The organism is Syntrophaceae bacterium (assembly GCA_013177795.1).
Lineage (GTDB): Bacteria > Desulfobacterota > Syntrophia > Syntrophales > UBA2192 > UBA2192.
In genome coordinates this window covers 508,094-521,699 of sequence record JABLXY010000002.1, presented here as the reverse complement: position 1 = coordinate 521,699, position 13,606 = coordinate 508,094, and the positions used below count along the sequence as shown (strand labels likewise).

Here is a 13,606-nt window from a genome sequence, read left to right as displayed (position 1 = left end):
AAGGCCTCCAATCCCGCTTTCCGATCAAGGGGTTATGCAGGATCCGCGCCCGGCCGGCCTCCGGGGCCGGCGTTTTTTTCGGGCATCGCGGCGCGTTTTGTATTACAATGCGCTGCCATGAAAGTCCCCTTCACGGCAAGACTCGCATCGGCCCGCGTGCCCTTCCGCACGGCCCTGTCCACCCTGCTGGCCGTCATGCTCATCGGCACGGTCGGCCTGCTGGGGGGCCTCTCTTACTACAACCTGAAGCGCAACGCCGACACCCTCTCCGCGCAGGTGCTCGACGAGAGCTCTTTGCGGATCCGGGACTGGGTGGGCACGCTGCTCAAACGCGCCCTGGACCAGGGCGAGATGAACCGCCAGCTCCTGGGGTCCGTCAAGCCCACCCCGGAGACGCTCAAGTGGCTGACCCGCCACCTGCAGCGGGTGATGGAGGCGCAGGGCCATTTCACCTTTCTCTCGGCCGGTTTCGAGACCGGCCTCATGCTGTCCGTCGAGAGGCTTCCGGAAGGCGGGTTCAGCATCCGCGAGGCCCGCTACGACCGAAAGGCCGGCAAGGCGGTCATCCTCGACTTCACGCCGGAGGACTACGCGCAGCGGAAGCCCTATGAGCGCCGGGAGTTCCGGCTGACCGGCGAGGGACGGAAGCCGGAATGGTACACCTCGGCCCGCGATGCCGGCGGCCCGGTCTGGACCGAGGGCCGCACCCTGCGCAGCGGCAACCGGGCGGTGCCGGGGGTCACGTTCGCCACGCCCGTCTACGACAAGGACAAGCAGTTCATCGGCGTCACGACGGTGGACTTCGACATCAGCGCCATCTCCCGTTTCCTCAACTCCAATCCCATCGGCCAGGCGGGGTTCGCCTTCATCGTCGAGAGGACGAAGGCGGGCGACTACCGGGTCCTCGCCCACCCGCAGCCGGAGATCCTCACCCGCGAATTCAAGGACGACCGGGGGCGGCCGCAGTTCGAGTTCGCAGACTGGCGCAAGCTGGGCGACGTGCGGGTCGTCCGATTCATGGAGACGTTCTCGCAGGACACCAGCTTCCTGGGCCACGATCTCCGGACGTTCCGCTTCAGCGCCGGCGGCCGGGACTACTTCGGCAGCTACCGCCGCATGGCCGGCAAGGACCTGCCGGAATGGATCATCGCCCTCGTCGTCCCCTACGGCGAGGTCATGGGGGCCGTGGACCGCAACAACCTGGAGACCCTGGGTATCGGCATCGGCGTCTTTTTCCTGATCCTGGCGGCGAGCGCCTGGATCTCGGGCCTCGTCGCCAAGCCCCTGCGCCGGATCGCCCTGGACTCCGAGGCCATCGGCCGCTTCGAGATCGAGGCCCGGCCGCTCGAGCGTTCCGTGATCCTCGAAGTGGACCAGCTGATGACCGCCACGCACGACATGAAGCGCGGCCTGCGCTCCTTCGGCAAGTACGTGCCCGCCGACCTTGTCCGCGAGATCCTCGCGTCGGGCGGGGAGGCGGAGCTCGGGGGCCGCAAGGCCCATCTGACCATCTTCTTCTCCGACATCGCGGACTTCACGACGATCTCGGAGCGCCTCGAGCCCGAGGCCCTCGTCGAGCAGCTCGGCGAGTACTTCGAGGCCATGAGCGGCGTGCTGCGGCGGCAGCCCGCGGCCACGCTCGACAAGTTCATCGGCGACAGCATCATGGCCTTCTGGGGGGCCCCCACGCCGAACGCCGACCACGCCGTGACGGCCTGCCGGGCGGCGCTCGCCTGCCAGGAAGAGCTGAAGACCCTCCAGGAGAAGTGGAGGCAGGAGGGCAAGCCCCTCTTCCACCAGCGCATCGGCATCAACTCGGGCGAGGTGATCGTGGGCAACATGGGAAGCGCCAGCCGCCTCAACTACACCGTCGTCGGCGACACGGTGAACACGGCGAGCCGCCTCGAGGGCCTCAACAGGCTCTACGGCACGCGGATCATCATCGGGGAGAGCACCCGGGCGATCGTGCGGGACCAGTTCGTCGCCCGCCCCCTCGACTTCGTCTCCGTCAAGGGGAGCGCACGGGGGGTGCGGATCTACGAGCTGATGGCCGAGGCCCACGCGGCCGACGAGCGCACGCGCGCGATTGCGCAGCTGGCCGAAACGGCTCTCGATCTCTACCTCGGGCGCCGATGGGACGAGGCCGCGGAATGCTGCCGGAAGATCCTGGATCTCAACCACGGCGACGAGCCCGCCCGCATGCTGATGGAGCGGTGCCGTCTCTACCGGGAAACCCCTCCGCCCGAAAACTGGGACGGCATCCACCGCATCGCGAGCAAGTAACGGTGAAGCCCCCGGGGGCTGCGCCGCTTTCCCTTCTCTTCACTGCCCTCACGCCTCACCCGGCCGGAGCGCCTCTGCGTCAACCGTACGCCGCCCCGTGCGTTACAACCAACAAACCCGGTGATTTTCCGGACCGCTCCGGCGCTCGCGTTTCGACGCGCCCCCATTCCGAAAGCGGGCTCGAAGCCCCCTGGAGACGAACATGCCGACATGGAAAGCATTCCGGCACGCCGTTGCCTGGTGCCTGGTCCTGCTGATCGCCCTGCCGCCGCCCCTCTTCGCCCAGGCGGGCAAGGCCGACGCCGGGTCAGCCCCGCGGACATTCTCCCAGGCGGAGCTGGACCAGATGCTGGCCCCCATCGCCCTCTACCCCGACTCCCTGCTTGCCCAGGTCCTCATCGCCGCCACATACCCCCTGGAGGTCGTGATGGCGGAGAGGTGGGCCCGGGAGAACAGGCATCTGCCCTCGGACCAGTGGCATGCGGCGCTGGCCAAACAGCCCTGGGATGCCAGCGTGAAGGCCCTGGTGCCCTTCCCCGACGTCCTCGAGATGATGAGCCGGAATCTGGACTGGACCCATAAGGTCGGCGACGCCTTCCTCGCCCAGCAGGCCGACGTGATGGACACGGTCCAGAGGCTCCGCAAGCGGGCCCACGACGCGGGCAACCTTACATCGACGGCCCAGCAGAAGGTGATCGTGGAACGCGAAATCATCCGGGTCGAGCCGGCGAACCCCTCGGTCATTTACGTGCCGGTCTACGACCCCTGGTGGGTCTTTGGGCCCTGGTGGTGGCCGGCTTTCCCCCCGTTTGTGCTCTGGCCCTTCCCCGCGGCCGTCGCGGTCGCCCCCGGCCTGATCTGGTTCGGGGTCGGCGTGACCGTCGGCGCCTTCTGGTGGGGCACGGGGTGGGGCTACTGGGGCTGGCGCCAGCGCACCTGTTTCGTGAGCGTGCACCGCAATGTCTGGGTCCCCGGCGGACGTCCCGGACCCGGCCCGGGGGCCGTCGGCGGGACCTGGGCGACACGGCAAACCGGTGCAGCGGGTGCCGTTGGGGCGGCCGCGGCGGTAGAACCCTGGAAACACGACCCCGCCCACCGCAGGGGGGTCGCCTACCGCGACACGGCGACGATGGAGAAATACGGCCAGGTCAACCGTGCCGCCGTCGAGAGCCGGCGGGGCTTCCGCGGCCACGAGGGCAACAGGCTCGAGCAGGGGACGGGACGGCCGGCCGGGACCGGCAGCACCCCGGCGGTCGCGCGCGCGACGGCAAGGCCCGACGCTTCCGCGGTTCGCCATGCCCTGGCCGCGAGGGAAGCCCGGTCGGAGACACAGGCCGCCCGCAAGGGGCGGGGCGACACGCCGGGCGCCGGGACCGCGGGACATTACGGGTCTCTGCGAAGCGATGCGGCGGCCGGCAGGGCCGAGGGACCGGGGACGATGATCTCCCCGGGAGGCAGGACCGAACGGGATGTTCGGCGCGAGGCCGGTTTTACCCGGCCCGGTGCGGAGCGCCGTGCGGCGGACCGTGCCGGCCTGGACCGCAGCCAAGCGGGGCGCGCCTTCGAGGGGATCGGCCGGGGCGGCGAGGTCCGCCGGCAGAGCACCTGGGGCCGCGAGAGCCTCAATGCCCCGAGAGCGGGCGGCGCATGGGCCGGCGAGGCCCTGCGGGGTGTCCCCCGGGGCGGCGGGGCAGCGGGGGGCTCCTTCCGGGGCTTTTCGCAAGGCGGCGCCGTCCGGGGTTTCCCCCAGGGCGGCGGGGGCGGCGGCTTCTGGAGCGGTGGGGGTGGGTTCCGGGGCGGTCACCGCTGATATCGTTCATCTGAGGACGTGCCGTGCGAAGCCGTCTCTTCACAATAGAAAAAGCCCCGCCGTCGGGCGGGGCTTTTTCGCGGTCGTCGGCGCGGGGGCGCTCTACGGTGCGGTCTTCGCCGGCGGCCTGGCGGCTTTCTTCCGGCTTTTCGCCTTCGCGGCAGCCGCCTCTTTCTCGAGCCGGGCGACCTTCTTCTTGAGCTCGTCGATCTCCTTGAGCAGGGGCGCGTGAAGTTTGGCCTGGGCATCGGCAAGCGCCCGCTGGATTCGCGCCTCCAGGTCCTTCGTGGCCGCCTTCGATTTCGCGAGCAGTTCGATCATGAGGGCCCTGCCCTCTTTTTCGCTGATCTCCCCCTTCTTGATGAGCTCCGCAACGGTCTCCTCGACCTTCTCCTTGCCGAGGTAGAACAGGCCGACGCTGAGCAGCCGCACTTTCCGGATGAAATCCTGCATGTCGTCCCCTCCTTGCACTTTTCGACAGGATACCCCCCGGCGGCTCACAACGCAAGGAAAAGCGCGCCGGCCTCAAGAACCCCCGCGCCCCAGCCGATAAGGATGCTGTGGGGGGCCGTCGCCTCGCACCAAATCCATCCGCCGCAAGGAGTCACCGGACCGTGCACGTTACCTGGACACCGGCGCTGTCGGTCGGGATCGAGGAGATCGACAACCAGCACAAGGAGCTTCTGCACCGGGTCGGGGTCTTCTTCGAGAAGCTTCGCGCCGGCGGCGGTCCCGGGGAGATCCCCGGCCTGTTCGGCTTCCTCGAGCGCTACGTGCAGACGCACTTCTCGCTCGAGGAGCAGTACATGACGAAGTTCTACACCGAGGACGGCGGCTACGCGGAGGAGAGGGTGCACAGGGCCGAGCACCGGGCCTTTGCGCGCGACTTTGCGGCCTTCCGGGAGGAGATCCTGGACAACGGGCCCTCCCCGCTTCTCGTCGCCGAGTTTCAGAGGTGGATCGCCAACTGGCTGGTGGGTCACATCGGCAAGACCGACAGGGCCCTCGGCCGCTACCTGAGCGCGGCGCTCCCGCCCCTCAAGCGACGGTGAGCCCCGCCCCCTGTTGTGATTCGAACCGCCCGGCCCCCGCCGATTCTATTCCCTGACGAGCAGGATCGAGCACGGCATGCGGCGGATGAGGCTGTCCAGTCCCCGCCCGTAGAGGAAGTGCTCGAGTCGTCCCTCCTCGTGGGCGGTGAGGATCGCCAGGTCGATGCGCTCGCGCTCGATGACCCTCAGGATCTCCTCCTTCGGGTCACCCTCCTCGACGAACTCCCGGACCGCCATGCCCTTCTTTTTCTCCGCGCGGACGATCTCGTCGAGCTCCGCCCTGACCCGCGCCATGTCCTTCCTGTACTGCTCCTCGTAATGGATGGTGGGCAGGTTCCACCCCTTCTTGAAGGGATTCTCCACGACGTGGAGCACGGCAAGCTCGGCGTCGTACTTCTGGGCAAGGGAGACGCCGAAGCGCACCGCCTTGCGGCAGTAGCGCGTCAGCCTGCTCACGACGAGAATCCGGCTGATCCCTTCCATGGCCCGCCTCCTTTCCGGCAGAGCGCGGAGCCGTGCGGAGGTCCCGTGCCTACTTGGCCACGGCTTTCTTCAGGGTCACGATGGCCGCCTGGTTGTCGCTCGTGGCCAGCACCACGCGGACGGGCGCCTTCTCCGAGCTCATGGTCCCGTAGAGTTGCTTGATGTTGATCCCCTTGGCCGCCAGCAGGCTCGTGACGCCCTTCAGGGCGCCCGGCTTGTTGTCGAGCTCCACCTGGATCTCCTCCCTCTCCTCGAGGGCCGTGAACCCCTTCTGCTTGAGCAGGTCGCAGGCCCTGCGGGTGTCGTCGACGACCAGCATGACCCGCGCCTTGCCGGTCCCGGCCATCTCGTAGCCCGCAACGGCCTCGATGTTGATCCCCCGGTCCGCAAGGGAGTCGGCCATCCGGTTCAGCACGCCGATCTCGTCGTCCACGGTCACGTAGATCTGCTTCGTCAACGCCGCTTTCCTGATCATGTCAGCACCTCCTTGCCGAGAAACTCAGTTGCTACGCCTGATCGCCGCTGCGGCGCCCTCGCCGGCCGTCCGCATCGCATCGGCTGGGGGGTTGCGGGCCGCCGCCGTCCTCCGCGCGGCGGATCCCCGGGTGGTATCGGAGTGGTTCGGGCTGAGTGGTTTGCCGTCCGGGTCACACAACGGGTGAAAGGAAGAAAACGCAAGGGGGACGCGGCACCGGTTGCGCCTCCCTGTTTTCTTGATAGGGCAAAAGAAACCGGATGTCAACGGCTATCTCGGCCCGCCGCGGCGGGGCCGGGAAGATAAGATTGGAAAAAACCGGTTTTTCTGGTAACTACTGCACAGGCGGACCGTCGGGGACGCCGCGGCAACCACCGGGAGAAAGGCATCCGTAGGCGTTGAACGTTTCGATCCTCTTCAGGCTGATCAGCAGTTATCTCCTGATCATCGTCGTCGTCCTGCTGGCCGGCCTGTACACCATCTGGAACCTCAGCGAGTTCAACCGGCTCATCCGGGCCGTCGCCTCCTACGACACGCGGATGATCCAGCTCTCGGAGGAATGCCAGGAGATCCTCTACAGCGCCAACGCGGCGGAGAAGAAGTTCTTCGTCTCGGGCGACGAGGCCTATCTGACGCAGTTCAAGGACATCGAGCGCACGCTCGCCGGCAAGCTGGCCGAGCTGGCCTCGCTGGCCGAGACGGAGAGGAAGCGCGCGCTGCTCGAGGGGATCCGCACGGCGCAGGGGCGCTACGGCGCCCTGTTCGACGAGATGGCGGCCCAGGCGGGCAGCCGCCGCGTCGCCGCCGACGAGCTCGCCCGGTACCGGATCGAGCAGGACCTCATCGTCGCGGACACCGTGCAGAGCCTGCGCGACCTGACCCGGATCTCCTACGACGAGCGGGACGACAAGCTCCGGGAGATCGAGGCCAACTCGGTGCGCAACGCCGATGCGATCCTGATCTCGCTCGTCGTGGCCATGGTGCTGATGATCGCCGTCTCGGTGCTGAACACGCAGTCGATCAACGTCCCCATCTCCCGCCTCCGGGACAAGACGAAGGCCGTCGCCCGGGGCGATTTCGGCGAGCCGCTGGCCATCGCGTCGCCCCCCGAGATCCGGGAGCTGGCCGAGGCGTTCAACGCGATGTGCGACCGGCTCCGCGAGCTCGACCGGATGAAGATCGACTACATCAGCCACCTCTCCCACGAGCTCCGCACGCCCCTGACGGCCATCCGGGAGGCCTCGGGCATGCTCGAGGAGGGCCTGTTCCGGGACAAGCCGGAGAAGCAGCGGGAGCTGCACACCCTCATCCGCGAGGACTGCGAGCGCCTGATCCGGTCCGTCACCCGGCTGCTCGATTTCTCCATGATGGAATCGGGGACCATGCCGCTGACGCTGCAGACGGCGCCCCTCGGGCCCCTGGTGGAGCGCAACCTCCAGCGCTTCTCCCCCGTCGCCCAGCGCAAGCGGATCGAGATGCACGTCGAGCTGCCGCCGGACCTGCCCCCGATCCGGATGGACACCGAGAAGATCGAGGTGGTCATCGAGAACCTGCTGAGCAACGCCCTGAAGTTCACGCCCGACGGCGGGCGCATCACGATCGCCGCGCGCTGCCCGCAGGCGGGGCTCGTCGAGGTGTCCGTCTCCGACACGGGACGCGGGATCCCCGAGTCGGGGCTGAAGGAAGTGTTCGAGAAGTTCAAGCGCATCGACGACGGCAAGAGCGCCGTGCGCGGGACGGGCCTCGGGCTCGCCATCGTCAAGCACATCATCAAAGCCCACGGAGGCCGGGTATGGGCCGAAAGCGAAATCGGCAAGGGAAGCACCTTCACCTTCTCCTTGCCTGCCTGATCCTGACCGTTGTGCCCGGGTGCTCGGGCTTGCAGGGGATGCTGTCCAGGCCGGACACCTGGCAGGCGAACCAGCAGCTGGCCGCGGGGAACTTCGAGGCCGCCGAGCAGCAGTACCGCGAGATCATCCGGCTCTACCCGCGGGCGGCCGACGAGAGCCTCTTCAAGATCGGCGTCATCCAGGCCCACCCGCGCAACCCGAAGAAGGATTACGGAAAGGCCCTGGAGACGTTCCGGCAGCTCGTCGCCGAGCATCCCCGGAGCGACTGGCGCCCCCCGGCCGACGCCATCATCGCGATCCTGGGCGAACTGGCGGGCCGGGAGAGGGAACTCGCCAACCGGGACCGGGGGGCCCCGGCCCTGAGGCGGCAGGTCGAGGCGCTCGAAAAGCAGGTCGACGCGCTGCAGAAGCAGATCGAGCAGATGAAGGAGATCGACCGGAGCCTGGAGGAGAAGCGGCGGACCCTGACGCCGCGCAAGTGAGGGAACACGATGGAACGGATCCTGATCGTCGACGACGACGTGAGCGTCCTGAAGGTGCTGCAGATGCGCCTGGAGTCGGAGAACTACGACGTCACGGCGGTCTCCGACGCCCGCGAGGCGAAGAAGCGGCTCGCGGAGGAGACCTTCGACATCGCCCTGTTCGACCTGCGTCTCGCCGAGGGCAGCGGCATCGAGCTCATGAAGAGCATCCGCGACATCGACCCCGAGCTGCCGGTGATCATCCTGACGGCCTACGGGACGATCGAGAGCGCCGTCGAGGCCATGAAGGAGGGGGCGTACAGCTACCTCACCAAGCCCTTCGACAACCGCGAGCTGCTCGTCCAGATCCGCAACGGCATCGAGAAGGCCCGCCTGTCGCGGGAGGTGAAGCGGCTTCGGCGCCTGACCCGCTCCGACCTGGAGGGACAGAACATCATCGGGCCCAGCGCGGCCATGAAGCGCGTCTTCGACGCCGTGGCCCTCGCCGCCGAGACGGATTCCAACGTCTTCATCAGCGGCGAGAGCGGCACGGGCAAGGGGATGGTGGCCCGGGCCCTGCACCGGCTCAGCAAGCGCCGGGACCACCCCTTCGTCGCCATCAACTGCGCGGCGATCCCCGCCAACCTGCTGGAGAGCGAGCTGTTCGGCTTCGAGAAAGGGGCCTTCACGGGCGCCGTGGCGAGCAAGAAGGGGCTCTTCGTCCAGGCCGACAAGGGCATCATCTTCCTCGACGAGATCTCCGAGATCCCCCTGCCCATGCAGGGAAAGCTCCTCAAGGCCATCGAGGAAAAGGAGTTCTACCCCCTGGGTTCGCACCGGACCGTGAAGGTCGACGTCCGGATCGTCTCGGCGTCGAACAAGGAGATCGCCCGGGAGGTCGAACAGGGAAACTTCCGCAGCGATCTGTTCTACCGGGTCCACGTCGTGCCCATCAAGGTGCCGCCCCTGCGGGAGCGCAAGGAGGACATCCCCGTGCTGGTTGAGCACTTCCTGGCCAAGGTGGCGGACAAGCTCCAGAAGCCCCCCAAGAAGCTTGCGCCCGGCGCCATGCAGAGGCTGATGCTCTATGCCTGGCCCGGCAACGTGCGGGAGCTCGAGAACATCATCGAGTGCGCCGTGGTCATGTCGACGGAAAACGTGATCCCCGAGGAATTGATTCTCCTCCCGGGCCAGGCGGACGAGAAGCACGCCTTCAAGCCCCTGAAGGAAAGCAAGCAGGATTTCGAGCGCAACTACCTGGTCCAGCTCATGAAGATCAGCCGGGGCAACGTCAGCCGGGCCTCGAAGCTGGCCGGCAAGTACCGGGCCGACCTCTACGAGCTGCTGGAGAAGTACCACATCAACCCGCTCGATTTCAGGAAAGGGTGACGGCCGGAGGGCCTCGCCCTGACCCGCCGCGCGGCCGTGCGCATCGGAGGGAATCCCCTGCGCCGGGCACCGGGTCCGGGGCAGGCGCCCGGCGTGCAGGCGCCAAAAGGATGAACGGAATCCGGGTCTTTGAGAAGCCGGGGCCGGTGGTACGACCCTTGCTGTACTGCAGCCCCATCCACAAACAGGGGGGCGGAGGATGAAAATCCTGGTTGTCGACGATGATCCCTTCATGACGGAGATCCTGAAGCTCTACCTCGTCCGGGCGGGCTTCGAGACGGACGTGGCCGAAAACGGTCTCGAGGCGCTGCGCCTGCTCGAGAGAGGCTTCTACGACGTCGTCATCACCGACGCGATCATGCCCGGGATGACGGGCTTCGAGCTGTGCGAGCGGGTCAGGGAGGCGTACCCGCACATCCGGGTCATCGGCATGACCGGGGCTGTCAACGTGAACGATTTCGAGAAATCGGGCGCTCATGCCTGGTTCTACAAGCCCGTCCCCTTCGGCGAGCTGCACAGGGCCATCCTGCGGCTGTGCCGGGAGGACTCCCCCGCGGCGGTGTCGTGACCGGTGAAGGTAAAACCAGACGCCGCAAACCATCGGGATCACGGCGGATTCCAACATAATGGGCCGTCTCGTGTAGTCCTTGCCCTTCACCCGGGGCCCCTTCACCTCCCGCCGCCGCCCTGTCCGAATCAACAGAAAAATAAATAAAATAAGGGACTTGGGTTCTTTTCATCCCCGGTGGTATGCTCGTTGCCTATAGGCTCCTCGCAGGCGCTTGACCTGCCGGATGTTTCCGATCAGGACTGCGGGAGCTGCAAATGGCAAACACGAGACGCGTCCCTTCCGGTGTCCCCCTTTTAGCCCGGCTTTTCGCCTCTCTCCTTCTGATTCTGACCGTCTTCCCGGCGCCGGCCCTCGGGGCGGGCGTGACCCTGGCCTGGGACGCCAACACCGAGCCGACGGTGGCGGGCTACAAGGTCGGCTACGGGACATCGAGCGGAAGCTATTCCAGCACGGTCGACGTGGGGAACTGGACGAGCGTCAGCATCACCGGCCTCGACACGGGCCGGACGTATTATTTCGCCTGCAAGGCCTACGACTCGACGGGCCGGGAGAGCGCCTACTCCAGCGAGGTCTCCTACACGCCGCCCGCCGCGGCCTGCACCTATTCGGTCGCACCGGCGGGCCAGTCCTTCGGCGCCTCCGGGGGCACGGGCAGCGTGACGGTCACCACCCAGGCCGGATGCGCGTGGGAGGCGGCAAGCGGCGCCTCCTGGGTGACCCTGACATCGGGCTCGAGCGGCTCCGGGCCGGGGACGGTCGGTTATGCCGTGGCGGCCAACACGGACGCCGCCCCGCGGTCGGCGACCCTGAAGATCGCCGGCAGCGCCTTCACGGTCAGCCAGCAGGCCGCGTCGGCCAGCGTCACGATCACCGCCACGGCCGGCACGGGGGGCACCATCTCGCCCTCGGGCACGGTCACGGTGGCCTACGGCTCGAGCAAGACGTTCACCATGAAGCCCTACTGGTTCTACAAGATCTACGACGTGAAGGTGAACGGCGTCTCCGTGGGCGCCGTCAAGTCCTACACCTTCCCCAGCGTGAAGGGCAACGAGACGATCAGCGTGACGTTCAAGAGGAAGTAGCCGGCACGCCGCGAAGGATGCCCCCGGGGAAGTTTTCACGGCCCCCTCCGTTCCCCGGGGGAATCTCTTTGCGGCGTTCTCCCGCGGCCGGCAGTCGTAAACAGAGTGTCCGCGGCACCCGTCAGGGCGGCACATGCACCCAATGAGCACGGCGAGAATCAAGACACCCCCCGACACCGGGCGCATGCGCTCGGTCGTCACCATCATTGCCTCTTCCGGTCACGGGGGCTCCATCACGCCCGCCAACCGGCTCTCCGTCGGGTACGGCCTGAGCAAGATGTTCGTCATGCGGCCCTGGTCGGGCTACGCGATCCGCGATATCGAGGTGGACGGGGTTTCCATCGGTCCCGTGACCATGTACATGTTCACGAACCTGACGGAGGACCACACGATCCGGGCAACCTTCGAGAAAAAGAGGCCCGGTGCGCCCGCGACCCCGGCCGGGTGAGGAGGAGGCGCGGAACGTCGTCATCGGGTGAGCGCCGCCGGCCCCCTGCGCCTCCTTCATTATCCCGGGCACATGTCTTGCACTGAATCCTGTATCCAATCCGTCCGGGGGTGGTCCACGATGGGATTCTTCGATGCGCTCAGGCAGAAAAAGCCCCGCCGGGGCATCAGCAAGGCCGTGGCGGCGGAAATGGCCGAGGACTGGTCGGGCGGCGACGGGATCGACATGGAGCACGCCGTCGTGATCCACGCCCGCAACTGGCGCAAGGGCCTCGCCGACCAGTACGCCTACATCTCCGGCCTGCACGGCCTGCGCAGCCGCGACTGGTTCATCGAGTCCCAGGAAATGCTCCACGCCGGGGACCGCAGCTACGAGATTTTCGTCATCCGGACGAGCGACGGGGCCCGCCTGCGGTACTACTTCGACGTCACGAGCTTCCGCCGTTAGGCCGGCCGACGCGGCGTGCGGCCGACGCGTCACCGCGGTCCGTGTTTCATCAGGAAACGCCACATCCCTCCCCTCTTTCCCCCTCTCGGGGGGAGCGAGGGGCCTTCTTCTTTCCCCTCACCCGACGGGCGCCGTCTTGCGCCCCACTCGCAGGGTCCGCAGCGTGTCGTTGAGCAGGCCGATCTTGTGGGCCTTCCTCGGGCTGTTGCCCTCGGGACCGGTGCGGAGCCTCTCCGTCCTGACCCGGCCCGTGAGGTCGGTGAACCGCACGACGATCTCGCACTCGGGATCGTAGCAGAGCACCATCTGCTGGACCCTCCGGTCCGGCCACCCGCCGAAGGGGTTGCAGGTGATCGCCGTGAACGACGCCGCACCCGGGTCGGCCTCGTCACCCTCGACCCCGATGACGACGCGGCCGTACCTCCGGAAGCACTCGTAGGCGACGGCCGCGATGCCGTCCCATCGGCGGAGCTGATTCTTCACGAACACGGGCACCTCCGGCGCCACCTCGAGCCGGTCCCGCGAGTAGAAGACCGACGTCATCGCCTCGACCCTGAGGCGGATGTCCCACAATTGCCGGGGCCGCTGCACAACGCAGTCGGCACCGCAGGCCAGGATCTCTTCCCGGCGGCCGGGGTCGACGACCGTCGAGCCCGCGACGGCGACGACCGGGACGTTCCAGGCCGCCTTGAGGATGCGGATCAGCCCGAGGGCGGAGGCCGGCCCGATGGCGCCTCGCGGGGGAGGGACCACCTCGAGACGCTCGGTCAGGAGGATCGCGAGGTGCACGCGCACGTCCTGCATCAGCGAAACGGCAGCGGCCGTGCTGACGGCCTCGTGGATCGACAGCCGCCAGAGGGTCTCCGGGTAGACCGCCTCCAGGAAGGACCCGATCTCCGGATCGGCGGGCCCGGGCCCGCTGCAGACGAGGACATGCACGGCGGGGCGCAGAAGGCCCTCCGTGGGCAACAGGGGGTGAAACATCGGCTCCCGGCTTGCCGGGGCAAGGTGTTTTGCCCCGCCCCCACTTCCGGCGGGCGGGGCGGAGCGGATTCCCGGCAGCCCGTGCAGAATTCATCGGCACAACGACGCCATTCCTTTAAGGCGGGGGCGGGGCCGTTCCCGCCCGGGCCGGATCATGAGGATTAACCTACCGTTTACCTATTGATCTACTCCTATTGTCTTTCCGCCGGTTTTCGCGCATCCTGCAGCCAGGGGTCCCCCGGCGGATGAACCCGGACGTGCCGGGGACGGC

At 67.6% G+C, this 13,606-nt stretch carries 14 protein-coding genes; 10 read left to right on the top strand and 4 right to left on the bottom strand.

Translation table 11 applies throughout. The features are described from left to right. Positions 1-117: 117 nt before the first annotated feature. Together HPY67_07405 and HPY67_07400 are read left to right on the top strand one after the other, a co-directional pair. Entirely contained in the window at positions 118-2,283 is a 2,166-nt protein-coding gene (locus tag HPY67_07405; GenBank protein NPV04541.1) for a hypothetical protein, read from the top strand. 202 nt (positions 2,284-2,485) lie between these two features. Next, on the top strand, positions 2,486-4,093 hold the full coding sequence (locus tag HPY67_07400; GenBank protein NPV04540.1) for a DUF3300 domain-containing protein: 1,608 nt from the start codon (positions 2,486-2,488) through the stop codon (positions 4,091-4,093). Positions 4,094-4,195: 102 nt separating this feature from the next. Here the strand turns inward: HPY67_07400 and HPY67_07395 are convergent, their stop codons facing one another. Continuing rightward, positions 4,196-4,546, bottom strand: a complete 351-nt coding sequence (locus HPY67_07395; protein NPV04539.1) for a hypothetical protein — start codon at positions 4,544-4,546, stop codon at positions 4,196-4,198. Positions 4,547-4,707: 161 nt separating this feature from the next. Here HPY67_07395 and HPY67_07390 point away from each other — a divergent pair, with 161 nt between their 5' ends. Then, complete coding sequence (locus HPY67_07390; GenBank protein NPV04538.1) at positions 4,708-5,145, top strand: hemerythrin family protein; 438 nt, start codon at positions 4,708-4,710, stop codon at positions 5,143-5,145. Positions 5,146-5,190: 45 nt separating this feature from the next. On the opposite strand, the gene HPY67_07385 is transcribed toward HPY67_07390, so the two are convergent. Both HPY67_07385 and HPY67_07380 read right to left on the bottom strand, forming a co-directional pair. Continuing rightward, positions 5,191-5,628 (bottom strand): universal stress protein, encoded by a 438-nt coding sequence (locus tag HPY67_07385; GenBank protein NPV04537.1) that lies wholly within the window; start codon positions 5,626-5,628, stop codon positions 5,191-5,193. 49 nt (positions 5,629-5,677) lie between these two features. After that, positions 5,678-6,103: a hypothetical protein gene (locus HPY67_07380; GenBank protein ID NPV04536.1), complete on the bottom strand. Its 426-nt coding sequence runs from the start codon at positions 6,101-6,103 to the stop codon at positions 5,678-5,680. A gap of 398 nt (positions 6,104-6,501) precedes the next feature. On the opposite strand from HPY67_07380, the gene HPY67_07375 reads away from it, so the two are divergent. From HPY67_07375 to HPY67_07345, 7 genes are all read left to right on the top strand, one after another. After that, complete coding sequence (locus HPY67_07375) at positions 6,502-7,953, top strand: HAMP domain-containing protein (protein ID NPV04535.1); 1,452 nt, start codon at positions 6,502-6,504, stop codon at positions 7,951-7,953. A 38-nt stretch (positions 7,954-7,991) separates the two neighbouring features. Next, positions 7,992-8,435: a tetratricopeptide repeat protein gene (locus HPY67_07370; protein ID NPV04534.1), complete on the top strand. Its 444-nt coding sequence runs from the start codon at positions 7,992-7,994 to the stop codon at positions 8,433-8,435. A gap of 9 nt (positions 8,436-8,444) precedes the next feature. Beyond that, positions 8,445-9,803 carry a sigma-54-dependent Fis family transcriptional regulator gene (locus HPY67_07365; protein ID NPV04533.1) on the top strand — a complete coding sequence of 453 codons (1,359 nt, stop codon included), beginning with the start codon at positions 8,445-8,447 and terminating at the stop codon, positions 9,801-9,803. 199 nt (positions 9,804-10,002) lie between these two features. Then, a complete protein-coding gene (locus HPY67_07360; protein NPV04532.1) occupies positions 10,003-10,371 on the top strand; it encodes a response regulator in 369 nt (122 codons plus the stop codon). Positions 10,372-10,628: 257 nt separating this feature from the next. Next, complete coding sequence (locus tag HPY67_07355) at positions 10,629-11,456, top strand: BACON domain-containing protein (GenBank protein ID NPV04531.1); 828 nt, start codon at positions 10,629-10,631, stop codon at positions 11,454-11,456. A 133-nt stretch (positions 11,457-11,589) separates the two neighbouring features. After that, positions 11,590-11,904, top strand: a complete 315-nt coding sequence (locus HPY67_07350) for a hypothetical protein (protein NPV04530.1) — start codon at positions 11,590-11,592, stop codon at positions 11,902-11,904. A gap of 120 nt (positions 11,905-12,024) precedes the next feature. Continuing rightward, positions 12,025-12,351: a hypothetical protein gene (locus tag HPY67_07345; GenBank protein ID NPV04529.1), complete on the top strand. Its 327-nt coding sequence runs from the start codon at positions 12,025-12,027 to the stop codon at positions 12,349-12,351. A gap of 117 nt (positions 12,352-12,468) precedes the next feature. Here the strand turns inward: HPY67_07345 and HPY67_07340 are convergent, their stop codons facing one another. Then, the gene (locus HPY67_07340; GenBank protein ID NPV04528.1) at positions 12,469-13,335 is read right to left on the bottom strand and encodes a hypothetical protein; all 867 of its coding nucleotides are present in this window, start codon (positions 13,333-13,335) and stop codon (positions 12,469-12,471) included. Positions 13,336-13,606 lie beyond the last annotated feature (271 nt).

Excerpts from the sequence above, each read along its gene's own strand:
- HPY67_07405 (NPV04541.1), top strand. The coding sequence starts at position 118 with ATGAAAGTCCCCTTCACGGCAAGACTCGCATCGGCCCGCGTGCCCTTC.
- HPY67_07400 (NPV04540.1), top strand. The coding sequence starts at position 2,486 with ATGCCGACATGGAAAGCATTCCGGCACGCCGTTGCCTGGTGCCTGGTC.
- HPY67_07395 (NPV04539.1), bottom strand. The coding sequence starts at position 4,546 with ATGCAGGATTTCATCCGGAAAGTGCGGCTGCTCAGCGTCGGCCTGTTC.
- HPY67_07385 (NPV04537.1), bottom strand. The coding sequence starts at position 5,628 with ATGGAAGGGATCAGCCGGATTCTCGTCGTGAGCAGGCTGACGCGCTAC.
- HPY67_07380 (NPV04536.1), bottom strand. The coding sequence starts at position 6,103 with ATGATCAGGAAAGCGGCGTTGACGAAGCAGATCTACGTGACCGTGGAC.
- HPY67_07370 (NPV04534.1), top strand. The coding sequence starts at position 7,992 with ATGCTGTCCAGGCCGGACACCTGGCAGGCGAACCAGCAGCTGGCCGCG.
- HPY67_07365 (NPV04533.1), top strand. The coding sequence starts at position 8,445 with ATGGAACGGATCCTGATCGTCGACGACGACGTGAGCGTCCTGAAGGTG.
- HPY67_07360 (NPV04532.1), top strand. The coding sequence starts at position 10,003 with ATGAAAATCCTGGTTGTCGACGATGATCCCTTCATGACGGAGATCCTG.
- HPY67_07355 (NPV04531.1), top strand. The coding sequence starts at position 10,629 with ATGGCAAACACGAGACGCGTCCCTTCCGGTGTCCCCCTTTTAGCCCGG.
- HPY67_07350 (NPV04530.1), top strand. The coding sequence starts at position 11,590 with ATGCACCCAATGAGCACGGCGAGAATCAAGACACCCCCCGACACCGGG.
- HPY67_07345 (NPV04529.1), top strand. The coding sequence starts at position 12,025 with ATGGGATTCTTCGATGCGCTCAGGCAGAAAAAGCCCCGCCGGGGCATC.
- HPY67_07340 (NPV04528.1), bottom strand. The coding sequence starts at position 13,335 with ATGTTTCACCCCCTGTTGCCCACGGAGGGCCTTCTGCGCCCCGCCGTG.